This is a genomic window from Nocardiopsis eucommiae, assembly GCF_965344335.1.
In the GTDB taxonomy this organism is placed as follows: Bacteria; Actinomycetota; Actinomycetes; order Streptosporangiales; family Streptosporangiaceae; genus Nocardiopsis; species Nocardiopsis eucommiae.
The window spans coordinates 263103-286176 of record NZ_CBDRIY010000001.1; the positions used below are offsets into that span (position 1 = coordinate 263103).

Below are 23074 nucleotides of genomic sequence, written 5' to 3' on the forward strand. Positions count from 1 at the left end.
CGCTACCTGAGCGTCGCGCCCACCTTCACATGGCCCTTGAGCAGGTCCCGGGCGATGGTGCGGCGCTGGATCTCGTCGGTGCCCTCGAAGATGCGCAGGAGCCGCAGGTCGCGGTAGAAGCGCTCGACGGGCAGCTCCCGGGTGTAGCCCATGCCGCCGTGGATCTGCATGACGCGGTCGACGATCTCGTTGGCCTTCACACCGCCGAACAGCTTCGCGATCGACTGCGCGTGCCGTGAGTCCAGCCCCTGAGCGACCTGCCAGGCCGCGTGGAGCACCAGCAGCCGCAGCGCCTCGATCTCGGTCTGGGAGTCGGCGATCATCCACTGGATGGCCTGCCGGTCGGCGATGGGAGCGCCGAAGGTCTCCCGCGTCCTGGCGTACTCGATGCCCATGTCGAGCAGGCGCTCGCAGCCGCCCAGCGCGCGGGCGGGCAGCAGGTAGCGGCCCCGTCCGATCCACTTCATGGCGAGGGCGAAGCCCCGGCCCTCCTCCCCGAGGACGTTCTCGTGGGGGACGCGCACGTCCTGGAAGACCAGGGAGGCGGGGCGGCGCTCGCCCATGGTGTCGATGGGCTCGGAGGTCCAGCCCATGTCACGGTCGACGAGGAAGCAGGTCACACCGCCGTCGGCGCCCCTCTCGGGGTCGGTGACGGCGAAGACCAGGGCGAAGTCGGCCTCCTCGCCGCCGGTGATGAAGGTCTTCTCGCCGTTGATCACCCACTCGTCGCCGTCACGGACCGCCCGTGTGCGGATGGCCTTGGCGTCGGACCCCGCTCCGGGTTCGGTGATGGCGAAGCAGGAACGGCGCTCGCCCTCGATCGTCGGGACCAGGTACGTGCGCTTCTGCTCCTCGTTGGCGTGGAAGAGGATGTTGTCGGCCTCGCCGCCGAACTTGAAGGTGAGGAAGGTCCGGCCGAGTTCAGTCTCGATGAGGGCCTCGGTGACGGCGTCGAGGCCCATGCCGCCGTACTCCTCGGGGGTGGAGACGCCCCAGAAGTCGGACCCGCGGGCGAGCGCGCGCAGCCGGGTTCGCTCCTCGTGGTTCAGGCCGGGCGGGTGGCCCTCGCGTTCTCGGCGCAGCACGTCGTTCTCCAGCGGCATCAGCTCCCGCTCGACGAAGGTCCGCACCCAGCTCTGGATGGCGCGCTGTTCTTCGCTCAGTGAGAAATCGATCACGGCTGCTCCCAGATAACCTAACGGTGTTCGGTTATGTGAGGGTACGCCGTGCCCGTCAACGCACGCAAGGGGTCGGGACGTGGCCGGGACCGTCGCGTCCGACGGGAGGCGGGGCGTCGCCGTGCGATGATCAGCGCTGACGCCGGACGGCCCGGCGCGGAGGAGAACAGCGCGGAAGGGGAGCCCCGCCGTGGCCAGACCCAAGACACCGATCCTGAGCAAACCGGCCATCCGGACGGCCGCGCTCACGCTCATCGACCGGGACGGACTGGAGCAGCTGTCCATGCGCAAGCTCGCCCAGGAGCTCGCCGTCCAGGCCGCCTCGCTGTACAGCCACTACCGGACCAAGGAGGAACTCCTCAGCGAGGTCGCGGAGGAGGCCACCACACACATCGACGTGTCCGCCTTCGGTGGCGGCGACTGGCGCGAGGGCCTGGCCGTGTGGGCCCGTTCCTACCGCGCGGCGCTCGCCCAGCACCCCAACCTGCTCCCGGTGATCGCCGCCGGGCCGGGCCGCCGTGAGGAGGCGCTGCGCAGGGCCGACGCCGTCCACGGCGGGCTCGTGGGCGCGGGCTGGCCGCCCCGCTACGCGACGATGATCGGCGCCTCCACCAAGTACCTGGTGGTGGGCGCGGCGACACACTCCTTCGCGGGCGGATTCGACGACGACGTGTGGGTCTACCAGGACCGCTACCCGAACCTGTCCCAGGCCCACCGGCTGGCCGAGGTCGCCGCCGAGATCGACGAGGACAGCTTCGAACTGGCGTTGACCGCCTTCCTCGACGGTCTGGTCCCGGTCTACGAGAGGGTCCGAGCCCGGCCCGGAGCGTGAGCCCCGGTCAGCCGCGGGCCGGCCCTGGGATCAACGGGGTGTCGCGGTGGAGTCGATCCACTCGCACAGCAGGTCCAGTCCGGCCTCGGCGCGGCCCAGGTCGCCGGTGGTGAGGTAGTCGGCCTCCAGTCCGGCGAAGGAGGCGTTGAGCAGGGTGGCGAGGCTGAGGGCACGGTCTGGCGACGAACCGCGCAGGGTCAGGCAGGAGGCCACGAACTCCGCCCGTCCGCGCAGGAACCCGGCGCTGGACGCGGGCAGGCGCCCTGCCGAGGCCAGCCCCTCGATCTCCCTGATCAGCCGGGTCATGGGGAGTTCCGGGCCGAGGTTGCGCCGCCAGGAGGCGCGGACGATGTCGGAGACCGGGACGGCCGCGTCCTCCCACCCCTTGGTGGCCAGCAGCGACTGGTGCTGGCGTTCGTCCAGCCGGGCCAGGACCGCTGAGAGCAGGTCCTCGCGGTCGGTGAAGTGGTGGGTGAGCACGCGGGTGCTCTGCCCCAGACCCTGGGCGAGTCCGCGCAGCGTGAACCCGCTGATCCCGGTGTCCGCGAGCTGTTCGATCACGGCGTCCAGGACCTCGCGTCTCCTTGCGGGGTCGGCCTTCCGAGCCATCTGTACCTCCTGCTGGTCCTCGCGGTCCCAACTCTGGCACAGGCGCCGGGTGGCCGACACGGCGTGCGGGGCGCCCCGTCGCACGGAGCGCCCCGGGCGGTTCGGACGGGTGCGGGCTTCGGAGAGTACTGATCCGGGAGCCGGACGGGAGCCGGAACGCACCGGCTCGGGTGGGCTCAGGCTCGGGCGAAGGCGTTCACGCCGGTGAGCTCGGCCGACCACGCCCACAGCCGCTCGGCCTGCTCCGGGTCCCGGGCGTGGGCGGCCACCCCGCCCTCACCCTGAGTGGGATCGGCCGACTCCGGGAGCTCCGCGATGTCGCAGTTCTCGCAGTACAGCCCGCCCAGGCCCGCGAGCCGGGGGGAGGTGGCCGCCCACACCTGGGTGGCGGCGCCCTGCTCGGGGGACTTGAGGGTGGGGTCGATGACGTCGCCCTGCTCGTTGATCCACCCCTGGTCGACCCTCTCCTGTGTGGTGAGGTGCCGCTGGAGCGGGGTGAGGATCGCCCCCGGATGCAGGGAGAAGGACCGTACCCCGTGCTCGCGACCGAGCCGGTCCAGGTGCGCGGCGAAGAGGACGTTGGCGGTCTTGGACTGCCCGTAGGCCAGCCAGCGGTCGTAGCCCTCCGCGAACCACGGGTCCTGCCAGCGGATACCGGAGGCGTGGTGTGCGCCAGAGGAGACCGCGACCACCCGGGCGCCGTCGTCGAGCCGGGGCCACAGGTGGTTGACCAGGGCGAAGTGGCCCAGGTGGTTGACGGCGAACTGGGCCTCCCAACCGGGGCCCACCTCGGTGTGCGGGCAGGCCATGATCCCGGCGCTGGTGATCACCAGGTCGACGCGGTCGTACGGGAAGGAGTCGGCGAAGCCGCGCACACTGTCGAGGTCGGCCAGGTCCAGCGCGGCGGTCTCGGCTCCCGGGATCCCGGACAGCGCCTGCTCGGCCCGTGCGGGCCTGCGGGCCGGGACCACCACGCGGGCGCCCGCCGCCGCGAGGGCCCGTGTGGTCTCCAGGCCGATGCCCGAGTAGCCGCCGGTCACCAGGGCGACCCGCCCGGTGAGGTCGACGCCGTCGAGGACGTCCGTCGCGGTGCTGCGCATACCGAAGCCGGAGCCGATCCTGCTCTGTTTCGTGGTCATGCGGCTCACGCTAGGACCTGGAGCGCGCACCAGGTCAAGCTCCAGGAGCGACGCGTCGGTCGCTCGGGTCCGGCGTCGGGCGCGGAAACCGGGGTGGGGCCCGCGGCGCGGAGGGAGTCTCGACGGGGGTACGCCGGTGGTGGCCCGAGGCCGCCACCGGCGCCGCTCTTCCGTGTGTGTCCCGTGAGCGCTCGGGTCCACCGGAGGTCTCCGTCGCCCGTCGCTCCCCGCCCTTGGGACGGAGGGGAACGGTCAGGAGCCGGTGGGTTTGGTGTCCACGTTGGTGGACAGCGCCCCGCGCTCCAGCTGGTCCAACAGCCCTCCGCCGGAACGGGGCACGGCCTGGGCCGCCACGTCCTTGCCGTACCGGATGCGGGTGAAGGTCTCCGGCAGCCGCTTCTCCAGACGGAGGTGGGCGGTTCGGCCCAGCAGCCAGGCGGCCAGGGACCCGTTGGCCAGGGCCACCGGAACGGCCAGCCAGGGCACGCCCTGGACACCGGCCCACACGAGGGCCCCGATCGTGGGGGACGACAACACCGGCATGGCGAACAGGGTGATCCACACCTGGAGCTGGTTGTCGCCCGCGTCGTTGGCGTCCACGCGCAGGTGCGGGTCCACACCCGGGGTGACGGCCACCACCGACAACAGGATCGACAGTCCGGCGGCCACCCCCAGGAACACCACCAGGCTCGACACCACGTACGGGACCGCCCAACCGGCCCCGGAGGCGACCACGGCCAGCACGCTCAGCACGGCCGTGGACGGGCCCGCGAGCAGGGCGAACGCGATCTGTCTGCCCCGCACGTCGGCGCGGAGCGTGTCGCGCCCCTGGCCGACCACGGTCAGCCACAGGGCGGTGCCGTCGTGCCCGTACATGTTGGCGCCGCCCATGCCGATGACCAGCAGGGCCATCACCCCGGCGAAGGGCGCGACCTCCGGGAGCTGGCCGATCAGTCCGATCACGCCGATGATCAGGCCCGTCCACAGGGCGGCACGCAGTTCCAGGCCGCGCCACGGGTCCCGCCACCACTGGCGCAGCTCCTTGCCGACCACCGCGCCCAGGGGGGTGTCCGGCAGGAGGGAACGACCGCCGAGCAGCACCCGTGAACCCAGTGGCCGCGACCGTCTCCGCACACCGCGGGGGGCCACGCTCGGAGCCAACAGCCGCACGGTGACCAGAACCGTCACCAGGGTGAGCGCGCCGAGCGCCCCCAGCCAGCCGAAGGCGGCGCCCCACGAACCCGCCGCGGCCGCGTCCACCGCCAGCACCGGCCAGGAGGTGGGCACCGCGGACACCACGGTCAGGACCGTCCCCTGGAGCCCCTCCCGGGACAGGCTCGACACGGCCGAGAACGCCGGTTGGACCGCCATCCACCCGAAGAAGAGCCCGGCCACGATCAGGCCCCACTGCAGGGAGGCGATCTCCATCCCGATCCGGCTGTGCATGGCCACGCCCAACGCGCGGAACACCAGGCGTGACAGCGACACCATGAACACCAGCAGCGCCATCATGCCGAGCAGCCCCAGGAACAGCGTGGCCGGATCCGAGGCCCACGCGTGCCAGGCGACCGTCGCCGTGGCCACGAGGGTGAGCAGGGGGCCCAGACCGACGAACGCCGTCACCAGCAGCCCGGCACCCACCCGGTCCCGGTCCAGCGGAAGCAGGGTGAAGTACTGCGCCCGCAGCACCCCCACCCCGTTGGTGATGGTGGGGCCGAGCACCCAGCCGCTCGCCCAGACCGCCAGGGCCAGCATGAGCAGGCCCGACCGGACCTGGTCGGAGGAGGCCGCGACCGCCAGGTACCAGGTCAGCCCGACCCCCAGGGCGATCATCACCAAGGAGAAGAACCGTGTGCCGACGGAGCCGTGCCGCCCCAGAGTGAACTTGAGGCGGATCAGGAGTTCAACCACGCCAGGTCCCCCTCTCCGACCTCGCGCGCGCCGACCAGACGGACGAAGGTGTCCTCCAGAGTGGCGTCCGCCCCCCGGACCTCGACGAGTGCGCCGTCCGCCAGCACCCGTCCCTCGGCGATGATCGCCACCCGGTCGGTGAGCTGCTCCACCAGGGCCATCACGTGGCTGGAGATCACCACGGTGCCGCCGCCGTCGGTGAACCGGCGCAGGATCGCGGTCAGCACCCGGGCCGACACCGGGTCCACCGCCTCGTACGGCTCGTCCAGGACCAGCACCTCCGGGGCGTGCAGCAGCGCCGTGGCCAGACCGATCTTCTTGCGCATCCCGGTGGAGTACTCCGCGACCAGCACGCCGTCGCGCTCCGCGCCGTCCAGTTCGAGGACCTGGAGGAGTTCCCCGGCACGGGTCCGGGTGACGTCGCGGTCCAGACCGCGCAGCCGTCCCCAGTAGTCGAGGAGTTCGCCCCCGGTGAGCCGCTCCGGCAGGGAGAGGCCGTCGGGGAGCACACCCAGACGGCTCTTGGCCTCGATCGGGTCCCGCCACACGTCCACGCCGAGGACCCGGGCGGTGCCGGAGTCCGGGCGGAGCAGCCCCACCGCCATCGACAGCGAGGTGGTCTTCCCCGCGCCGTTGGGACCGACCAGACCCATCGTGGCGCCGCGCGGCACAGCCAGGCTCACGCGGTCGGCGGCGCGCGTCCCGTTGAAGTCCTTGGTGAGTCCGTCCAGCTCGAGTGCTGGTGTGTCAGGGCTAGTCATGGTCCCCATACTCCGGGAGCACCGCCCGGACCGCATCGGCCGACCGGACACGACGGCTGGCCGGGTGACCAGGACGGCCAGCCGTCACCTGGCCTGGTGATCGAGGCGCCGGACGGCCGGGGCGCTCTAGGCTGGAATCCAGGCCGGACGTGACGGGGGGAGGGACACATGGAGACGCGTCGCCGAGGCCGCCGCGACCTCGTGGTGGACGTCCTCCTCGTGGTGTTCGCGGTCGTCTTCGGGCTCCTGGGCTACGCCTCCTACGCCACGGACCTGCATCCGACCGACCGCGTGCCCGCCTGGGTCCTCTGGCTCGACCTGGCCTGCCTCCCGCCCGCCTGCGCCGCGCTCTGGTGGCGTCGATCCCACCCGCTGGCCGTGGCCCTGGTCGTCGTCCTGCTCGCCTCGTTCTCCACCTCGGTGATCGGCGCGCTGACCGTCTCCATCATCGGTCTGGCCGTCTACCGGCCCCTGCCGCAGGCGGCGCTGGGGGCCTTCCTGGCCGTGGTCCTCGGTCTGCCCTGGGCCGTGCTGGTGCCCGGATCCACCGGCGACTCCGTCCTCACCGCGATCGGCATCCTCGTGCTGATGAGCGCCTACCTGGCGTGGGGAGCGGCCATCCGCTCCCGCAGGCGACTGGTCGAGCGGCTGCGGGAGGACGTGCGGCGCGAACGCGAACTGCGGGAGGAACGGCTGGCCGCCGCTCGGGTGGACGAGCGCCGCAGGATAGCGCGCGAGATGCACGACGTGGTCGCCCACCGCATGTCCCTGCTGTCCGTGCACGCCGGGGCGCTGGCCTACCGGACCGAGCGGGCGGAGTCCGGCGAGGCCGCGCCGCTCAGGGCGTCGGAGGTGGGGACGGCGGTCCGGGTGATCCGCGACAACGCGCACCGCGTGCTGGACGAACTCAGCGAGATCCTCACGGTGCTGCGTTCGGGTGATCTCTCCGGGGAGGACGAGGAGACCCGCCAACCCCGGCTCGCGGACGTGACACGGCTGGTGACGGAGGCGGTCGACGCGGGGGAGAAGGTCTCCTACACCTCGGACCTGCCCGAAGGGGCCGAGCCGCGCCAACAGGTGCGGCGCACCGCCTACAGGGTGGTTCAGGAGGGGCTGACCAACACCCGGAAGCACGCGCCGGGCGCGAAGGTGGCGGTCACGGTGACCGGTTCCCCCGGCCGTGAACTCGTGATCGTGGTCAGCAACGTGCTGCCGATCGGCAGGGCCGCCAGCGAGATCCCCGGAGCAGGGGCGGGGCTGGCGGGTCTGGCAGAGCGCGTGCACCTGGACGGAGGGCGTCTGAGGCACGGCCCCTCCCGGGGGCGGTTCCAGCTGACCGCCGTGCTGCCCTGGCCGATCGACCAGCCCGCCGGTGCCGCCGGGGAACACGGCCGAGAGGTGCGATAGTGGAGGACGTGAACACTCCGGTCCGGGTCCTGCTCGTGGACGACGACGCCCTGGTACGCGCCGGTCTGCGCCTGATGCTCTCCGGAGGCGGAGACATCGAGGTCGTGGGCGAGGCCGACGACGGCTCCCAGGTGGCGGCCGCCGTGGCCGAGCACCGCCCGGACGTGGTCCTCATGGACGTGCGTATGCCGGAAGTCGACGGCATCGCCGCCACCGCGCGGCTGAGATCGGGGCCGGTCGGGGGAGCGGGCCCGGCTCCGGGGCCGCAGGTACTCGTGCTCACCACCTTCGACGCCGACACCACCGTGGTGCGGGCCCTGCGCGCGGGAGCCGCCGGGTACCTGCTCAAGCACACCGACCCGGCGCGGATCGTCGAGGCGGTGCGCCGTGCCGCCCTGGGCGAACCGGTGCTGTCGCCGAGCGTTGCCCGCGCGCTGATGGACCGCGTGGCCGGGGCCGACCCCGTGGAGCGTACTGAGGTGCCCACCCGCCGCGACCGCGCCCGTGCCCGGTTGGCCCTGCTCACCGCACGGGAGCGGGACGTGGCCGAGGCGGTGACCGAGGGGCTGTCCAACACGGAGATCGCTGATCGGCTCCACATGTCCATGGGCACGGTCAAGGCGCACGTGTCCAGCGCGTTGACCAAGCTGGACCTGTCGGGTCGGATCCAGCTGGCCCTGCTCACGCACGACGCCCGCGACCCGGAGGACTGAGGCACGGTCCTCCGGGCCCGTTCGGTCAGGGGCCCGTCCGGCCGGGGGTCAGGCCGCGGCGGCGGTGGCCATGGCGGCGGCGAGCGCGTCGCACTCCTGCTCCTCGGGGAGCGGCTGCCCGGCGGCGAGGCGGGCCATGAGCATCCCGGAGAGCAGGTCGGCCACCAGGCGGGCTCGGCCGGTCCCGGAGAGCTCGCCCCGCTCCACCGCACGCTCCAGGAGCGCGGTGACCAGCTCCAGACGCCGGTCGAGCAGGGTGCGGATGATGACCGCCCCCGCCTGTTCCCGGAGCGCGGCCACGAGGGCGTGCCGGGCCAGGGCCTGCGTGGCGGGCTCCGCGAACACGCCGTGGACGGCGCGCACGGCGAGCGTCAGGTCGCCGAGGAGCGTACCCGTGTCGGGGACCTCGATCCGGTCGATGGTGATCTGCTCGGCGGCGGCCAGGATCAGTTCCTGCTTGGTGGCGTAGCGGCGGAACACGCTGGTGCGCCCCACCCCGGCGTGCCGGGCGACCTCGTCGAAGGTCAGGTCGAAGCCGCGCTCCGGGAGCAGTTCCGCCGTGGCCCTCCGGATGGCCTCGTCCACGGCGGGGTCGGGGCGACGGCCACCTCGTCCCTTGCGCATTCCCTCTCCCGAGCTCTTGACAGTGGTTGGGGTACTCGTAGTATCGGTACTAAGAGTTCCGGTATTGAGAGTACCGTTGAATCGCCGTAAGGAGAAGCGGCATGAGCGTCATCGTCGTCGGAGCCGGACCCACCGGCCTCATGCTCGCGGGGGACCTCGCGGAGGCCGGGACGGACGTCACCCTCCTGGAGAAGCGCGCCGAGGAGTCCAACCTGACCCGCGCCTTCGCCCTGCACGCCCGCACCCTCGAACTCTTCGACATGCGCGGGATCGCGGACGAGATCGTCGACCAGGGCTTCGAGGTCTCGCGTGTCCGCGTCACCATGGGCGGTCGGGAGGTGGCGCTGGACCTGCGCCACCCGGAGAGCCGGTTCAGGTACGTGCTCACCGTCGCCCAGGCGCGCACCGAGGCGCTCCTCCAACGCCGCGCCGAACGCCTCGGGGTCCGGATCAGGAGGGGCGCCGAGGTCGTCGCTCTCGACCAGGACGAGGACGGGGTCACGCTCACCGTCCGCTCCCGGACCGGCTCGCACACCGAGCGCGCCGCCTACGTGGTGGGCACGGACGGGGCGCACAGCGCCGTCCGTTCGCTGCTCGGGGTGGGGTTCAGCGGACGCAGCTACGACACGCACATCCTGCTGGCCGACGTCCGCCCGGAACGGGAACTGCCCCCAGCGATCAATCCCTACGTCGGCCCGGACGGGCTCGCGCTGCTGCCGCCCTACGGGGACGGCTGGTACCGGGCCATCGTCTGGGACCGGAGCCTTGAGGACGTGCCACTGGACCAGCCCGTCAGCAGGGAGGAGCTCAACGACTCCCTGGGGCGGATCACCGACGGAGAGGTCAGCGTCGCGGAGATGAGCTGGTCCACGCGCTTCCTCAGCGAACGCCGTCAGGCGGACCACTACCGGGTCGGACGGGTCCTGCTCGCCGGGGACGCGGCGCACGTGCACTCCCCGATGGGTGCCATGGGGATGAACACCGGTATCCAGGACGCCGCCAACCTGGCCTGGAAGCTGGTCGCGCAGGAGCGGGGGTGGGCGCCCGACTGGCTGCTCGACACCTACGAGGACGAACGCCATCCGGTGGGCCGCCAGACCCTGCGCGTCACCGACTTCATCCAGCGCATGGCGGTGGCCCCCGGGCTGGTCCGCGCGATCCGTCCCCACGTGGTCCCCCGCCTGGTCCGGGTCGGCCGGGTGTCCGCTGCGATGCGCCGACTGGTCTCCGGTCTCAGCGTGCGCTACCGCCGGCCGGATCAGGTGATGGACTCCGCCTCGGTGGGGCGGCGTGTGGACGACCTCCCGCTGGTGCACGAGGGGGAGACCACGCGGCTGTACGAGCTGGTGGACCCGACCCGGTTCACCCTGTTGGACACCACCAGGGTGGGAGCCTCGGCCGAGGCCGCGAGGCCCTGGGCCGACCGGGTGCGCGCCCTGCGGGTCGTCGGCGACCTGCCCGAGGGGGCGGACGCACTCCTCGTCCGCCCCGACGGCCACGTCGCCTGGAGCGCCGAACGGCCCTCCGCCGAGCAGGTCCGCGCGGCCCTCACCGCGTGGACCGGTACCGCCTGAGCGTCAGGCGGGGGCCTCCGGATCCGGCGCCACGCGGCGCGACATCCGTAGGAACGAGAACCACTGCGCCGCCACCAGGAACGCCGTGGCGCCCGCGTTGGCGCCCCACAGAGCGGTCAGACCGCCGTGCTCCACGAGCGGCACCGAGGCCAGCACCAGCGTGCCGTAACCGAGGGCGAACGCGTACATGGCGGGCCGGGTGTCCTTGAGCCCCAGCAGTCCCGAGTTGGGCGCCGACTGGAGGGCGTCGAAGGCACCCACCAGACACAGCAGCGGAACGAGTGCGACCACCCCGGCGTGTACCCCGGGATCGTCGGTGAACAGCCAGACCAGCGGCCCCGCCGCCCACCAGAGCAGTGCCCCGCTGACCAGCATCACCGGGAGCGACACCAGGTAGCTCGCCAGGACCGTGCGCACCACCAGGGCCCGGTCGCGGGCCCCGGCCGCCCGCACGGTGAACGGGACGGTGGCCTGGCCCACGCCGACGAAGGAGATGAAGGCCATTCCCACGAGCACCACGGCGACCTGGTGGACGGCGGCCTCCTCGGGGCCGATCCGGGCGACCACCACGGCCAGGACACTCAGTGACCCGGATTTGATCAGCAGGGTGGAACCCGTGGGGAGTCCGACCCTCGCCATCCGGCTGATCCCCGCCCACCGGGGCGCGCCGAACCCGATCGGGTGCCCCCGCAGGATCGTCCCGCGCCTGACCACCGCGAAGTTCAGGCCCACGGTGACCACGTTCATCGCGAGCATGGAGGCCCCCGCGCCGAACAGCCCCAGGGCCGGGAGGGGCCCCGGTCCGAGGACCAGGGTCGGGGTCGCCACCAGCGAGAAGGCCACGGAGACCAGGGAGAGCGCCAGCACCGCCCTGGTGTGCCCCAACCCGACCAGCAGCACGGTGGTCGCGTTCTTGACCGCCGCCAGCACCACGTATCCGGCCATGAGCAGCGGGTAGAGGCCCAGCACGGCCACGGTGGGTTCGGCCACCCCGACCAGCCGCGCGCCCACGGGGACGGCGAGGATCAGCAGTCCGCCCACGATCCCCAGGAACAGGCTGAGCCACAGGCTGTCCCGGAGCACCGGGGCCAGGGCCCGGGGGTCGTCCTCGTTCTCGGTGAAGAAGGGCATGGAGCCCCGCAGGGTGCCGTGCACGACCATGATCATCGGGTTGAACACGGCGATCACCAGCGCGTACGCGGCCAGCTCCACGGTCCCGGTGTTGCCCAGGACCGCCGCGGTGACCGCGCTCCCGATGAGGGTGGACAGCATGGAGAGGTAGAGCGGGAGAGCCTTGCCCGCGATCCGCCGGGCGATCGGCCCCGCGCGCTGGGGAGGGTCCGCCGGAGTGGAGGGGGGCTCCGGAACACGGGTCCGGTCGGTGCGTGCTGACATGCGTGGGGAGGACTCCTCCGGGGGTTGGGCGTCGACGGCGGCGAGGTCGTAGCATCTGGCTTGACAGCGTGTCCGATGACGAGGGGACGGTTCTCATGGCCGAAAAGCGCGTGGTGTGGGCGAAGAAGCTGCCGGAGGTCTACAAGAAGCTCGACGAGATCGACCTGGTCATCGCGGACCATCTGGACGTCAAGCTGCTCGAACTGATCAAACTCCGGGCCTCCGTCCTCAACGGCTGTGCGTTCTGCGTGGACCTTCATACCCAGAAGGCGCTCAAGGAGGGCGAGTCCCAGCAGCGGCTCTTCCTCGTTTCCACCTGGTACGAGGCCGGTGAGCGGTTCACCGAGCGCGAGCGTGCGGCCCTCGCCCTCACCGACGAGATGACCGAACTCGGCGGCACCGGGGTCTCCGACGAGGCCTACGAGTCCGCCGCCGAGTTCTTCGACGAGACCGAGCTCGCCGCGCTGATGTCCGCCATCGCCATGATCAACCTCTACAACCGGCTCGCGGTCACCAGCCAGCTGCACCCCAAGGAGCGTTAGGGTTCCGCGCGCCCCCGCCGGGCCACACCTCCGGCGGGGACGCGGCGCGACGGGGGCGGGGGCGTCACCGTGCGGGAAGCCGTACGGTCACAGGGCCTCCTTCGGCGCGGGGCAGTGCTCGGCGCCGAACTCCAGGGCGTCCAGGGTCAGGTCGACCACGGCCGACCGGTGCTCCTCCAGGGCGGCGACGTCGACCAGGGCGCGCAGGGCACCCGGTACCAGCGTGGCCAGCGCGCCCTCCACCGTCGCCTGGGTCCGTCTGTCGCGCAGCCCGCCGACCACCCCGGGCCACCGGCCCTCCAGCACCGCGCCGTTGGCCACCGCCGTGCGCCAGACCGCGCCCAGGTGGGGCTCCGGTACCAGCCGCCGCACCGGGCCCCGCCCCGCACCGGCCGCCAGGGCCGCCTCCGTCCGTTCCTCGTCGACTCCCCAGGCGGCCAGCGCGCGGGCCAGCGGCACGTGGGACTCGGGCACGTCGTGCTGGAGATCGATGAGAGAGGTCTCCCCGTTGGTCCAGTTCAGGTGGGGGAGCAGGCACGGCGGCTCCAGGACCGAGGTCACGGCATCGGCCACGGGCTCGGCGGCGAAGCACACCGAACGGCGTGCCCCCTGCTCCGAGTTCCCGACCAGGCTGGGCAGCTCCTCGTGTTCCACCGGGGTGGGCACCGCCACCAGCGCACGGGTCCCGGTACGTCGGACGAAGCGGAGCACCGCCCGGTCGTCGGGTTCCCCGTCCCCACCCTCGTCGGCCAGGAACCGGGCCAGCGCCACGGAGAGCGCGGAGGGCAGCGCCAACGCCACGGTGGGCACGTAGGGGTTGACCACCGGAACCACCCCGGCCCCGGTGAACACCGCCCATCGGGCCAGGGCCGCCGTGCGCGACCCCCACTCGACGAAGAACGAGACGGCGGCCTCCGGGTGGGCGGCCAGGGTGTGTTCCACGGTTCCCGCGAAGCCCTCGGCCAGTCGGACGTCGTCCTGGAGGACCAGGTGGTGGGTGGTGTCGTCGTGCCGCGCGGCGGCCCCGAAGGCGACCCGGGCGCTGCGGAGCGCGGTGGGCGGGCCGTCCGGCTCGGGATCCGGGGCCAGACCGGTGAGGGGCAGGCCGGTGCGCCGGGCGACCCCTCTCGCGGACTCGGCGCGGGAGGGGTGGGTCATCACGGCGGCGGACACGTGAACGCGGGGGTGGGGGGTGCGCATGCCCTCCATCCTAGGTTCCGGGGGCGGGAGAACCCGGTGGTCCACAGGACCTTCCGGCGGGCGGAGACTCCCCGGATCCAAACTTCTAATTTCCTACCTGTATAGTTTGGTTTGTTCGTCGATCCCTCCTCGAAAGACGCCACACATGTGCCCCCACCGGCCCTCCTCTCCGGCCCGCGTACCTCGCGCCACCCGTCCCCGCGCGTTGCGGGGGCTCCCGGGGCTCCCCGGATGAGCGTCCTCGCGCCGGACCGCCCGTCAGCCGAGGCCCCAGCGCCGGAGAGCGGCGGGATCGCACCGGCGGTGCGGTCGTTCGGGCTCCGGGCGCTCTCCGTGGGCGGATTCCTGCTGGTGTGGTGGGCCGTCGCCCGGGCCGAGGTCTGGCCGCCGGTCATCCTGCCCGGGCCGGGAGCGGTCTGGGACCAGGCCGCGGCCACCAGCGCCCAGGGCTACAGCGGTCACACCCTCCAGGAACACCTGGGGGTCAGCCTGCGCCGCATCCTCGTGGGCAGCGTCCTCGGGACGGTCGGCGGAGTGCTGCTCGGGCTGGTCATCGGGCTGGTCCCGGTGGCCCGCGCCGTGCTCGGCCCCTTCGTCACGTTCGTCCGCACCCTGCCGCCGCTGGCCTACCTCAGCCTGCTCGTCATCTGGTTCGGTATCGGGGAGGAGCCCAAGATCTGGCTCCTCGTCATCGCCTCGCTGCCCCCGGTCGCCGTGGCCACCGCCGACGCCGTGCGCGGCGTGGCACCGGACCACCTGAACGCCGCACGGTCGCTGGGCGCGCGCCCCTGGCACCTTCCCGTCTGGATCGTCCTGCCGCACTCGTTGCCGGAGATCATGACCGGAGTCCGCATCGCCGTGGGCGTCGCCTACACCTCGGTGGTGGCCGCCGAGACCGTCAACGGCGTCCCCGGGATCGGCGGGATGATCCGCGAGGCCCAGCGCTACAACCAGACCGACGTCGTCATCCTCGGTCTGATCGTCATCGGCCTGTCCGGCCTCCTCCTCGACTGGCTCCTCCAGACCCTGGACCGCACCGTCGCGCCGTGGCGGGGCAGGGAATGAGACCGCCACGAGCCACCGGTCCCCGAACGTCCCCCGCACCCCCGACGGAGCACCCATGACCCCGAGACACACCGTGCGCGCCGCCTCGGCCGGAGCGGCCCTGGCCCTGATCCTCTCCGGCTGCTCCGGTACCCCCGAGGACCCGGCCGACGGGGTCCCCGGTCAGCTGCGCATCGGCTACCAGTCGATCCCCAACGGCGACCTCGTGGTCAAGCACCACGCCTGGCTGGAGGAGGCCCTGCCCGACACCGAGATCGTCTGGAACCGCTTCGACTCCGGCGGCGACGTCAACACCGCCTTCCTGGCCGGGGAGCTCGACATCGCCCTGGCGGGCAGCGCCCCCGTCACCCGGGGCCTGTCCCAGCCGCTCGGTATCGACTACCAGGTGCCGTGGATCCACGACGTCATCGGTGACAACGAGGCCCTGGCCGTGACCGAGGGCATCGACGAGGTCGCCGACCTGGCGGGACGCACCGTCGCGGTGCCCTTCGCCAGCACCACGCACTACCACCTGATCGCCGCCCTGGACGAGGCCGGACTGGGCACCGACGACGTCCAACTCCTCGACCTCGAACCCCCGGACATCCAGGCGGCCTGGCAGCGCGGGGACCTCGACGCGGCCTTCGTCTGGTACCCGGTCCTCGGCCAGCTCTACGAACAGGGCGCCAGCCCCCTGGTGACCAGCGGCGAACTGGCGGAACGCGGCAACGTCACCGCCGACCTGGCGGTGGTCTCCACCGGATTCGCCGAGGACCACCCCGACGCCCTGGCCACGTGGGTCGAGCAGCAGGACCGCGCGGTCTCCCTCCTCAGGGAGGACCGGGAGGAGGCCCTGGCGGCCATCGCGGCCGAGCTCAACCTGGAACCGGAGGAGGCGGCCGAGCAGGTCGACCAACTGGTCTTCCTGAGCGCGGAGGAACAGGCCTCCGGCGACTTCCTGGGGACCGCCGACGCCCCCGGTGCCCTGGCCGAGCACCTGAGGCTCACCGCCGAGTTCCTGGCGGAGCAGGGCGAGATCGACGCCGCGCCCGACACCACGGCCTTCGAGAACGCGCTCGCCCCCGCTGGAGCCGAACATGCCGCACGCCCCTGAACCCGCCCTGGAACTGACCGGGGTGGGACACGACTACCGCAGGGACGGACGGCGGGGAGCCACCGTGCCCGCGTTGGACGGCATCGACCTGAGCCTGGACGCGGGGGAGCACCTCGTGGTGGTGGGCCCCTCCGGCTCCGGAAAGAGCACCCTGCTGCGGCTGGTCGCCGGGTTCCACCGCCCCACCCGGGGCACGGTCTCCGTCAACGGCCGTCCGGTCCGGGGCCCCGGACCGGACCGGGGCGTGGTCTTCCAGCGGCCCACGCTGTTCCCGTGGATGACCGTGCGAGGGAACGTCGAGTTCGGGCTCCGCATGGCGGGTCTGGCCAGGGCGGAGCGGCGGGCCCTCGCGGAACACCAGCTCGCCCTGGTGGGGCTGGCCGACGCCGCGCACCTGCGCACCTACGAGCTGTCCGGGGGCATGCGCCAGCGGGTGGCCATCGCCCGGGCCCTGGCCCCCGACCCGGGGATCGTGCTCATGGACGAGCCGTTCGGCGCACTGGACGCCCTGACCCGTGAGCGCATGCAGGAGGAGGTGCGCTCCCTGTGGCTCCTCACCGGCAAGACGCTGCTGTCCATCACCCACGACGTCGGGGAGGCGGTCCGCCTGGGCACGCGGATCGTGGTGCTGAGCGCGCGGCCGGGGCGGATCGTGCTCGACGAGGTGTCGGACCTGCCCAGGGCCGGAGAACCGGGTACGCACCCGGACTTCACGGCGACCCGGGACCGGATCGCGCACGCCGTACGTGCCGCGGCCCGCTGACACGGCCGTGCCCCCGCCCCGAACCCCTGGGGCGGGAGCGGTGGAAGGGGCCGTGGATCACCCGGTCGACTGCTGACGACCCTGTTCCGGGGACGAGGTCGGCCGGGGCGCGGCGTGCGGCCGTTCGTGGGCGGCGCGGTACCCGGCCCGGTAGCTGGCGTCCCGGGAACGCTCGGACTCCTCGTCGCCGACCGCGATCGGCCATCCGGCGGTCAGCCCGTAGATCACCAGGATGTCGATGGCGATGACCACCACCGACCACAGCGGCATCGCGATCAGGAACGCGAGCTGGGCGACGGCGTTCAGGGCCGCCAGGACGATGGAGAAGGCCCGCGCCCAGGTGCTGCCGGACAGGACCGCCAGACCGGCGACGACCAGCACCGCGCCCCAGAGACCGAGCAGGACACCCCAGGCGCCGTACTCCAGGATGAGCATCTGGGTCTCGGTGGCGACGAAGAACTCCGGGGTGAACATCGCCGCGAGGCCCTGGATCACGTTGATGACTCCGGTCACGATGAGCAGCGTGGCGACGAAGAACTGCCAACCGTTGGCCTGTGTCCGCATGGGTGCTCCTCTGCCGGTCGCCCAGGAGTCTCTGACGGGGGCGACCTCTCTGGTGTCGCGAGCAGGCGGATACCAGCTCCACCCCTTCATCATCGGCCACGGCGCGTAAGGGGCACGGAACCCGTTGCTCCGGATCGGGCAAAGCCGGGGCGCCTGGGTCGGAGTGGCGGCGATCGAGGTCAGTATTTACGTAACAACGTAGAATCGTGTAGCGTGGGCGCGTGCCAGAACCAACCCCGGACCCCGCCTCCCCTGCCTCCCGCGCCGGTACGGAGGAGCGTCTCGCCGCCCTGGAGGCTCGGGTCGCCGAGCTGGAGCGGGCCGACCGCTCGTACACCGCGACCACCGAGACGAACTACGCCGAGCGCTTCTTCGTCCTGGAGGCCCTCAAGGAACGCACCGCCGACGAAGGGGCGGTCGTCTTCGCGGGCGTCGTCCCCGTCGAGGGCGCGTCGGAGCCGGTCCAGTGGCAGTACGGGAGCTCCGTCGAGGCCATCGAGAACCTCGACTGGTCCGCCCTGGCCGGGAACCTGGACGCCCTCGGCCACCCCGTCCGGCTCAGCATCCTGCACGCGGTCCACTCCGGGGTCACCACCGTCGCCGGGCTCAAGGAGCGGGAGGAGTTCGGCACCAGCGGCCAGATCTACCACCACGTCAACCTGCTGGTCGCCGCGGGCTGGCTGGCCACGCGCAGGCGCGGCCACTATGCCATACCGCCGGAGCGGCTGGTCCCGCTGATGGTGGTCCTCACCGCCTCGCGCGGCTGAGACACGGAACGAGGACGAGGGGGACAGGTGCGGAGCGGTACACGGACCGGAGCGACCGTGGCGGTCGTGGCCGCCGTCGTCCTGGCCGTCGGGTTCGCCGTGCGGCCCGTTGCCCCGTCCCTCTCCTCGGAGGTCACCGGCGACGCCGAGCTGGCGCAACGCGCCCGACCCCTGCTGGAGGACGGCCCCCGTGCGACCGCGGCCGTCGTGGAGGTCGACGGCGACCGTGTCAGGGAGGCCTACTTCGGCGCGGACGGGACGACCCTCTACGAGATCGGGTCCGTCTCCAAGGCCCTGACCGGGCTGCTGCTGGCCGACGCGATCGAGCGCGGCGAGGTGGACCCGGACACCGAACTCGGAACCCTGCTGGACCTGGAGGGCGCGCCCGCCGCGACGGTCACCCTGAGCGAGCTCTCCTCGCACCGGTCCGGGCTCCCCAGGAACCCTCCGGGGGTGCTGACCTCGGTCACCATGCTCCTGGACAACCTCCGCAACCGCGACCCCTACACGGGTGACGTCCGGGACCTCGTGGGGAGCGCCGCCGAAGCCGACCTCACGGACCGGGGCCGGTTCGCCTACTCCAACCTCGGCGCCGCGCTGCTCGGCCAGGCCCTCGCGGTCTCCGCCGGAACCGACTACGAGACCGTCCTCCACCAGCGCCTCCTCGCCCCACTCGGCATGGAGCGCACGGTGGTTCCCGCCACCCCGGAGGACGTGCCCGCCGAGGCGGCCGTCGGGCACGGCACCAACGGTCGCCCCTTCGCCCCCTCGGCCAACGCCGCCTGGGCCCCCATGGGTGGCGTGCACTCCACCGGCGGCGACATGGGGCTCCTCGCGCGGGCCCTGGTGGGGGGAGGGGCGCCGGGTGTCGAGGCCCTGGAGCCCCGCTGGGACGACGGGCGGGGAGACGGGGTCGGCCTGGGCTGGTTCGTCACCGACCACGACGGCACCGAGGTCACCTGGCACAACGGCATGACCGGTGGATTCGCGGCCATGGTCGCTCTGGACCGTGAGGGCGGGCGTGCCGTGGTCGTGCTGGCGGACGGCCCCGTGGGCGTGGACTCCGTCGCCCTCGACCTGCTCTTGGAGGGGGAGTGAACGACACCCTGGTCGCCCTCGTCGTGTGGGCGGTGCTGACCCTGTTCGCCGCCTCACTGACCTGGGAGATGGTGCGGTCCGCGCGCACTGGAGAGGGTGCGCGGGCCTTCCCCGATCGCGGCGGCGTGGTCCGGCGGTCCGCAGGCGTGGTCCTGTTGACCGCGTACATCCTGCTCGCGGTGGGGTGGCTGCACCTCCCTGCGGCCCTGTGGTGGGTCAACGCGGCCCTGGCCGCGACCGCCCTGGGAGCGGGCGCGGCGCGCTGGCGGACCCTGCCGTGGAGCGCGGCCGAGGGCGGGGCGCGCGCTCGTTGGATCGGAGCCGTGTTCACCGTGGGCCTGACCGTCGCCCTGGTCCTCCTCCTGGCCCTCTGAGCGGCCGGGACCCGTCACGCCCCCTTGGTCCCACCAAGAACCCATCGACACGTGGGACGACCATTCTCGGCCGTTCGTGTGGACCAGGGGCGCCGAGGAGATCCTCGAACCCGTCGCCGCATCATCTTCGCCGCATCAACGGCGCGGAACACCCAGGGGCCGCGGCGGCATCCGTGGTGCTCGCCGTGCGATCACACGAAGTCCGGGCGGGGGTTCGAGCCGGTCGCCATAATGCCTCCGCGTCTTTCCGGGTATTCGCAGACCCTTGACAATATGGCAACAACACGCAGAATCAGTCAATACCAAATCAGATAACGGAGGGAATCGGGCATGTACGGGGCCGAGCGTCGACAACTGTTGGCGCAGAAGGCACGCCGAGACGGGCGCATCGACGTCTCGTCGGCGTCGGAGGAACTGACCGTGGCACCGGAGACCATTCGGCGCGACCTCGGGGTCCTCGAACGCCAAGGGCTGGTGCGCCGGGTCTACGGCGGCGCCGTCTCCGTCGAACGCCTGGACTTCGAACCCAGCGTCCCCCTGCGCGACCGCACCAACGAGAGCGAGAAGGAGCGCATCGCCCGCGCCGCGGTCGCCCAACTCCCCCAACGGGGCACCGTCCTCATCGACGGAGGCACCACCACCGCTCGCCTGGCCGGCCTCCTGCCCGAAGGCGCGGAACTCACCGTTGTCACCAACTCCCTGCCCGCCGCCCACCAGATCGTGGGCCGACGAGGCTGCCAGCTCCACTTCCTTGGCGGGCGCGTCCGCGCCACCACACTGGCCTCCGTGGGCCCCTGGTCGCAGGACGTCCTCGACGGACTCACCGTCGACGTGGGATTCTTCGGCGCCAACGGGTTCTCCACCGAACGCGGCTGCACCACCCCCGACCCCGCCGAAGCCACGGTCAAGGCCGCCATGGTCCGCGCCTGCCGGCGCCGGGTCCTGCTCGCCGACCACAGCAAGTACGGCGACGACCAGTTCAGCCGATTCGCACACCTGAACGAGATGGACGTGGTGGTGACCGACGAGGGCCTGGATGAAGAGGCCCGCGGAGCCCTCGTCGACGCGGAGACCGAAGTGGTGATCGCGTGATCGCCACCGTCACGCCCAACCCCGGACGTGCCCGTACGACAGGCTGGCCCGCCACCGGGGGGAGCACTCCCAACGGTGGCCCCGCGATTCGCGCACCCCCACCCCCGTGCGCGTCACCGCAGTCGACAGCTCACTCACCCCCCAGGAGCGACACCATGACCGAACTCGTCACCACCGAACTGGTCGACCTCGACCTGGCTCCGACCGACCGGCGTGCCGCGGTGCGCTCCCTGGCCGAACGCCTGCGCGTGGCCGGCAGGGTGACCGACCTCGAGCGGTTCCTCGCCGACGTGGAGGACCGCGAGGCACAGATGTCCACCGGCCTGCCCGGCGGTATCGGGATCCCGCACTGCCGATCGGAGGCCGTCACGGTGCCCACCCTCGCCATCGGCCGCAGCGCTCAGGGAGTGGATTTCGGAGCCGACGACGGACCCGCTCGCCTGATCTTCCTCATCGCGGCTCCGGAGGGCGGTGCCGCCGACCACCTGACCGTGCTGGCCGCCCTGGCACGCCGACTCATGCGCGCGGAGTTCACGAAGACCCTCCTGAACGCCACCGACCCGGCCGCCGTGGCGGCGTACGTGGGTGCGGAGGTGGCTTCGTGAAGATCGTCGCCGTCACCTCCTGCCCCACCGGCATCGCGCACACCTACATGGCGGCCGAGGCACTCGAACAGGCCGGGCGGGACGCCGGGCACGACGTCTCTGTCGAGACCCAGGGGTCCGCGGGGACCTCGGCTCTGGCCGACGAACAGATCGCGGCGGCCGACGCCGTGATCTTCGCCGCCGACGTCGGGGTCCGGGGGCGCGAACGCTTCGATGGCAAACCCAGAGTCGAGACCACGGTCAAACAGGCGGTCAAGGACGCGGCCGGGCTCGTCCGGCAGGCTGTCGAGGCCGCCGAACAGCAGCGGGCCGAACCCGCCCCCGGCAGGGTCGGCGCGTCCGCTTCCGCGAAGGCCGGAACCGCGGCCGGGGCGGCTGGGGCCGACCCCGGGACAACCGCGCCGACCGCTCCGGACGACGGCGTGCCCCGGCCCGAAACCAAGGTCACCGGCGGTGGCAGCTTCGGAAGCAACCTCAAACAGTGGCTGATGACCGGCGTCAGCTACATCATCCCGTTCGTGGCCGCCGGCGGGCTGCTCATGGCGCTCAGCTTCGCCCTGGGCGGATACGACATCACCGACGCCCCGCCGGTCACCGAACACTTCGACGCCCTCAGCCTCACCAGCTGGGCCGCTCTGGCGAACCAGGCGGGCGCGCTGTCGATGGACTTCCTCGTGCCCGTCCTGGCCGGTTTCATCGCGTACGCCATGGCCGACCGGGCCGCACTGGCCCCCGGGTTCGTGGGCGGGGCCGTGGCCGTGGAAGTGGAGGCCGGTTTCCTGGGCGGTCTGCTCGCGGGCCTGCTTGCCGGGGCCGTCGTCGCCGCGCTGCGTCGGGTGCCCGTGCCCCGCGCCGTGGCCGGGGTGATGCCGGTCCTGGTGCTGCCGCTCGTCGGCGTGGTCGTGGTCGGAACCCTGATGTTCGTGGTCGTGGGCGAACCCATCGCCGTGGCCATGCAGGCGATCACCGACTGGCTCAACGGCCTGAGCGGGGCCAACGCGATCCTGCTGGGCGGGATCGTCGGCGCGATGATGGCCGTGGACATGGGCGGTCCCGTCAACAAGGTCGCCTACACCTTCGCCGTCGGCGGGCTCACCACGGGCAGCGAGACCGCGTTCGCGATCATGGCCGCCGCCATGGCCGCGGGAATGACCCCGCCCATCGCCCTGGCGCTGGCCACCAAGATCAGACGGGACCTGTTCAGCCCGGCCGAACACTCCAGCGCACGTCCGGCCTGGCTGCTCGGAGCCTCCTTCATCACCGAGGGCGTGATCCCTTTCGCCGCCGTCGATCCCCTGCGGGTCATCCCCTCCATCGTCCTGGGATCGGCCACCGCGGGCGCCTTGGCGATCGGTTTCGGCAGCACCCTCATGGCACCGCACGGGGGCGTCTTCGTCCTGCCCCTGGTCGGAGGGCCGCTGCTGTACCTGGTCGCCATCCTCATCGGGATCGCGGTCTCCACCTCCGCCGTACTGCTGGCCAAGAGCATCGGCCGCCGCCAACCCGCCTCGGCCGGGGCCACCGCCACGGCGGCCGCCTGACCCCGAGCGGTCGTGATCGTCGATCTCGACCCGGGTCCGATTCGTGTGCGGTAATCGACCATAGTCACGAAGCCCACCTTTCTTGGCAAACACGGCAATGCGGGAAGGTTCATCAAGGTGGAATAGCCCGATTGGTCCTTTCTGGGTCTTCGGCCTGTCAGAGGGGCCCGCTTGTGGAAAACTCCGCGCGCCCAATCGGGGGTGGACTAACGTGACATCCGTCCGCC

General features: G+C 72.3%; 23 protein-coding genes. 14 read left to right on the forward strand and 9 right to left on the reverse strand.

The window, feature by feature from the left end; translation table 11 throughout:
* Positions 1–2: 2 nt before the first annotated feature.
* Positions 3–1178: an acyl-CoA dehydrogenase family protein gene (locus tag ACRWK8_RS01140; RefSeq protein ID WP_431867711.1), complete on the reverse strand. Its 1176-nt coding sequence runs from the start codon at positions 1176–1178 to the stop codon at positions 3–5.
* 190 nt (positions 1179–1368) lie between these two features.
* Between ACRWK8_RS01140 and ACRWK8_RS01145 the strand changes: the two genes are divergently transcribed.
* Positions 1369–2010: a TetR/AcrR family transcriptional regulator gene (locus tag ACRWK8_RS01145; RefSeq protein WP_378734722.1), complete on the forward strand. Its 642-nt coding sequence runs from the start codon at positions 1369–1371 to the stop codon at positions 2008–2010.
* 30 nt (positions 2011–2040) lie between these two features.
* Here the strand turns inward: ACRWK8_RS01145 and ACRWK8_RS01150 are convergent, their stop codons facing one another.
* From ACRWK8_RS01150 to ACRWK8_RS01165, 4 genes are all read right to left on the reverse strand, one after another.
* Positions 2041–2619, reverse strand: coding sequence for a TetR/AcrR family transcriptional regulator (locus ACRWK8_RS01150; RefSeq protein ID WP_431867714.1), 579 nt, complete (start codon positions 2617–2619; stop codon positions 2041–2043).
* A 176-nt stretch (positions 2620–2795) separates the two neighbouring features.
* Positions 2796–3758 carry an SDR family NAD(P)-dependent oxidoreductase gene (locus ACRWK8_RS01155; RefSeq protein WP_431867716.1) on the reverse strand — a complete coding sequence of 321 codons (963 nt, stop codon included), beginning with the start codon at positions 3756–3758 and terminating at the stop codon, positions 2796–2798.
* Between the two features lie 252 nt (positions 3759–4010).
* Complete coding sequence (locus ACRWK8_RS01160) at positions 4011–5669, reverse strand: hypothetical protein (protein WP_431867718.1); 1659 nt, start codon at positions 5667–5669, stop codon at positions 4011–4013.
* Positions 5654–6430 (reverse strand): ABC transporter ATP-binding protein, encoded by a 777-nt coding sequence (locus ACRWK8_RS01165; RefSeq protein WP_378734714.1) that lies wholly within the window; start codon positions 6428–6430, stop codon positions 5654–5656. The genes ACRWK8_RS01160 and ACRWK8_RS01165 overlap by 16 nt, the downstream gene beginning before the upstream one ends.
* A 168-nt stretch (positions 6431–6598) precedes the next feature.
* Here ACRWK8_RS01165 and ACRWK8_RS01170 point away from each other — a divergent pair, with 168 nt between their 5' ends.
* Positions 6599–7837 carry a sensor histidine kinase gene (locus tag ACRWK8_RS01170; protein WP_431867720.1) on the forward strand — a complete coding sequence of 413 codons (1239 nt, stop codon included), beginning with the start codon at positions 6599–6601 and terminating at the stop codon, positions 7835–7837.
* The gene (locus ACRWK8_RS01175; RefSeq protein WP_431867722.1) at positions 7837–8550 is read left to right on the forward strand and encodes a response regulator transcription factor; all 714 of its coding nucleotides are present in this window, start codon (positions 7837–7839) and stop codon (positions 8548–8550) included. Before ACRWK8_RS01170 ends, ACRWK8_RS01175 begins: the two co-directional genes overlap by 1 nt.
* A 48-nt stretch (positions 8551–8598) precedes the next feature.
* On the opposite strand, the gene ACRWK8_RS01180 is transcribed toward ACRWK8_RS01175, so the two are convergent.
* A complete protein-coding gene (locus ACRWK8_RS01180) occupies positions 8599–9174 on the reverse strand; it encodes a TetR/AcrR family transcriptional regulator (protein WP_431867724.1) in 576 nt (191 codons plus the stop codon).
* A 101-nt stretch (positions 9175–9275) separates the two neighbouring features.
* On the opposite strand from ACRWK8_RS01180, the gene ACRWK8_RS01185 reads away from it, so the two are divergent.
* Positions 9276–10748 carry an FAD-dependent monooxygenase gene (locus ACRWK8_RS01185; protein WP_431867726.1) on the forward strand — a complete coding sequence of 491 codons (1473 nt, stop codon included), beginning with the start codon at positions 9276–9278 and terminating at the stop codon, positions 10746–10748.
* A 3-nt stretch (positions 10749–10751) separates the two neighbouring features.
* Here ACRWK8_RS01185 and ACRWK8_RS01190 read toward each other — a convergent pair whose 3' ends face one another.
* On the reverse strand, positions 10752–12143 hold the full coding sequence (locus ACRWK8_RS01190; protein ID WP_378734703.1) for an MATE family efflux transporter: 1392 nt from the start codon (positions 12141–12143) through the stop codon (positions 10752–10754).
* A 95-nt stretch (positions 12144–12238) separates the two neighbouring features.
* Here ACRWK8_RS01190 and ACRWK8_RS01195 point away from each other — a divergent pair, with 95 nt between their 5' ends.
* Positions 12239–12685 (forward strand): carboxymuconolactone decarboxylase family protein, encoded by a 447-nt coding sequence (locus tag ACRWK8_RS01195; RefSeq protein WP_378734701.1) that lies wholly within the window; start codon positions 12239–12241, stop codon positions 12683–12685.
* A gap of 87 nt (positions 12686–12772) precedes the next feature.
* On the opposite strand, the gene ACRWK8_RS01200 is transcribed toward ACRWK8_RS01195, so the two are convergent.
* Positions 12773–13894, reverse strand: a complete 1122-nt coding sequence (locus tag ACRWK8_RS01200; RefSeq protein WP_431867728.1) for a hypothetical protein — start codon at positions 13892–13894, stop codon at positions 12773–12775.
* Positions 13895–14116: 222 nt separating this feature from the next.
* Between ACRWK8_RS01200 and ACRWK8_RS01205 the strand changes: the two genes are divergently transcribed.
* Genes ACRWK8_RS01205 through ACRWK8_RS01215 form a run of 3 tightly spaced genes read left to right on the forward strand, consistent with a single transcriptional unit; the run spans position 14117 to position 16806 of the window.
* Positions 14117–14950, forward strand: coding sequence for an ABC transporter permease (locus ACRWK8_RS01205; protein WP_431867730.1), 834 nt, complete (start codon positions 14117–14119; stop codon positions 14948–14950).
* Positions 14951–15005: 55 nt separating this feature from the next.
* Positions 15006–16043 carry a taurine ABC transporter substrate-binding protein gene (locus ACRWK8_RS01210; RefSeq protein WP_431867732.1) on the forward strand — a complete coding sequence of 346 codons (1038 nt, stop codon included), beginning with the start codon at positions 15006–15008 and terminating at the stop codon, positions 16041–16043.
* Positions 16027–16806 (forward strand): ABC transporter ATP-binding protein, encoded by a 780-nt coding sequence (locus tag ACRWK8_RS01215; RefSeq protein ID WP_431867734.1) that lies wholly within the window; start codon positions 16027–16029, stop codon positions 16804–16806. The genes ACRWK8_RS01210 and ACRWK8_RS01215 overlap by 17 nt, the downstream gene beginning before the upstream one ends.
* A gap of 57 nt (positions 16807–16863) precedes the next feature.
* Here the strand turns inward: ACRWK8_RS01215 and ACRWK8_RS01220 are convergent, their stop codons facing one another.
* Positions 16864–17370 carry a DUF7144 family membrane protein gene (locus tag ACRWK8_RS01220; RefSeq protein WP_431867736.1) on the reverse strand — a complete coding sequence of 169 codons (507 nt, stop codon included), beginning with the start codon at positions 17368–17370 and terminating at the stop codon, positions 16864–16866.
* A gap of 221 nt (positions 17371–17591) precedes the next feature.
* On the opposite strand from ACRWK8_RS01220, the gene ACRWK8_RS01225 reads away from it, so the two are divergent.
* The 6 genes from ACRWK8_RS01225 (at position 17592) to ACRWK8_RS01250 (ending at position 22847) form a co-directional block, all read left to right on the forward strand.
* Complete coding sequence (locus ACRWK8_RS01225) at positions 17592–18137, forward strand: ArsR/SmtB family transcription factor (RefSeq protein WP_378734690.1); 546 nt, start codon at positions 17592–17594, stop codon at positions 18135–18137.
* A gap of 27 nt (positions 18138–18164) precedes the next feature.
* Complete coding sequence (locus ACRWK8_RS01230; protein ID WP_431867738.1) at positions 18165–19235, forward strand: serine hydrolase domain-containing protein; 1071 nt, start codon at positions 18165–18167, stop codon at positions 19233–19235.
* Entirely contained in the window at positions 19232–19609 is a 378-nt protein-coding gene (locus ACRWK8_RS01235) for a hypothetical protein (protein WP_431867740.1), read from the forward strand. Before ACRWK8_RS01230 ends, ACRWK8_RS01235 begins: the two co-directional genes overlap by 4 nt.
* A gap of 330 nt (positions 19610–19939) precedes the next feature.
* On the forward strand, positions 19940–20701 hold the full coding sequence (locus tag ACRWK8_RS01240; RefSeq protein WP_378734684.1) for a DeoR/GlpR family DNA-binding transcription regulator: 762 nt from the start codon (positions 19940–19942) through the stop codon (positions 20699–20701).
* A gap of 155 nt (positions 20702–20856) precedes the next feature.
* On the forward strand, positions 20857–21306 hold the full coding sequence (locus ACRWK8_RS01245; RefSeq protein ID WP_378734682.1) for a PTS sugar transporter subunit IIA: 450 nt from the start codon (positions 20857–20859) through the stop codon (positions 21304–21306).
* A complete protein-coding gene (locus tag ACRWK8_RS01250; RefSeq protein ID WP_431867743.1) occupies positions 21303–22847 on the forward strand; it encodes a PTS fructose transporter subunit IIC in 1545 nt (514 codons plus the stop codon). Before ACRWK8_RS01245 ends, ACRWK8_RS01250 begins: the two co-directional genes overlap by 4 nt.
* The last annotated feature ends 227 nt before the right edge of the window (positions 22848–23074 follow it).

Coding starts and splice junctions, on each gene's coding strand:
- ACRWK8_RS01150 (WP_431867714.1), bottom strand. CDS start 2,619: ATGGCTCGGAAGGCCGACCCCGCAAGGAGACGCGAGGTCCTGGACGCC.
- ACRWK8_RS01155 (WP_431867716.1), bottom strand. CDS start 3,758: ATGACCACGAAACAGAGCAGGATCGGCTCCGGCTTCGGTATGCGCAGC.
- ACRWK8_RS01165 (WP_378734714.1), bottom strand. CDS start 6,430: ATGACTAGCCCTGACACACCAGCACTCGAGCTGGACGGACTCACCAAG.
- ACRWK8_RS01170 (WP_431867720.1), top strand. CDS start 6,599: ATGGAGACGCGTCGCCGAGGCCGCCGCGACCTCGTGGTGGACGTCCTC.
- ACRWK8_RS01180 (WP_431867724.1), bottom strand. CDS start 9,174: ATGCGCAAGGGACGAGGTGGCCGTCGCCCCGACCCCGCCGTGGACGAG.
- ACRWK8_RS01185 (WP_431867726.1), top strand. CDS start 9,276: ATGAGCGTCATCGTCGTCGGAGCCGGACCCACCGGCCTCATGCTCGCG.
- ACRWK8_RS01190 (WP_378734703.1), bottom strand. CDS start 12,143: ATGTCAGCACGCACCGACCGGACCCGTGTTCCGGAGCCCCCCTCCACT.
- ACRWK8_RS01195 (WP_378734701.1), top strand. CDS start 12,239: ATGGCCGAAAAGCGCGTGGTGTGGGCGAAGAAGCTGCCGGAGGTCTAC.
- ACRWK8_RS01200 (WP_431867728.1), bottom strand. CDS start 13,894: ATGGAGGGCATGCGCACCCCCCACCCCCGCGTTCACGTGTCCGCCGCC.
- ACRWK8_RS01205 (WP_431867730.1), top strand. CDS start 14,117: ATGAGCGTCCTCGCGCCGGACCGCCCGTCAGCCGAGGCCCCAGCGCCG.
- ACRWK8_RS01210 (WP_431867732.1), top strand. CDS start 15,006: ATGACCCCGAGACACACCGTGCGCGCCGCCTCGGCCGGAGCGGCCCTG.
- ACRWK8_RS01215 (WP_431867734.1), top strand. CDS start 16,027: ATGCCGCACGCCCCTGAACCCGCCCTGGAACTGACCGGGGTGGGACAC.
- ACRWK8_RS01220 (WP_431867736.1), bottom strand. CDS start 17,370: ATGCGGACACAGGCCAACGGTTGGCAGTTCTTCGTCGCCACGCTGCTC.
- ACRWK8_RS01240 (WP_378734684.1), top strand. CDS start 19,940: ATGTACGGGGCCGAGCGTCGACAACTGTTGGCGCAGAAGGCACGCCGA.
- ACRWK8_RS01245 (WP_378734682.1), top strand. CDS start 20,857: ATGACCGAACTCGTCACCACCGAACTGGTCGACCTCGACCTGGCTCCG.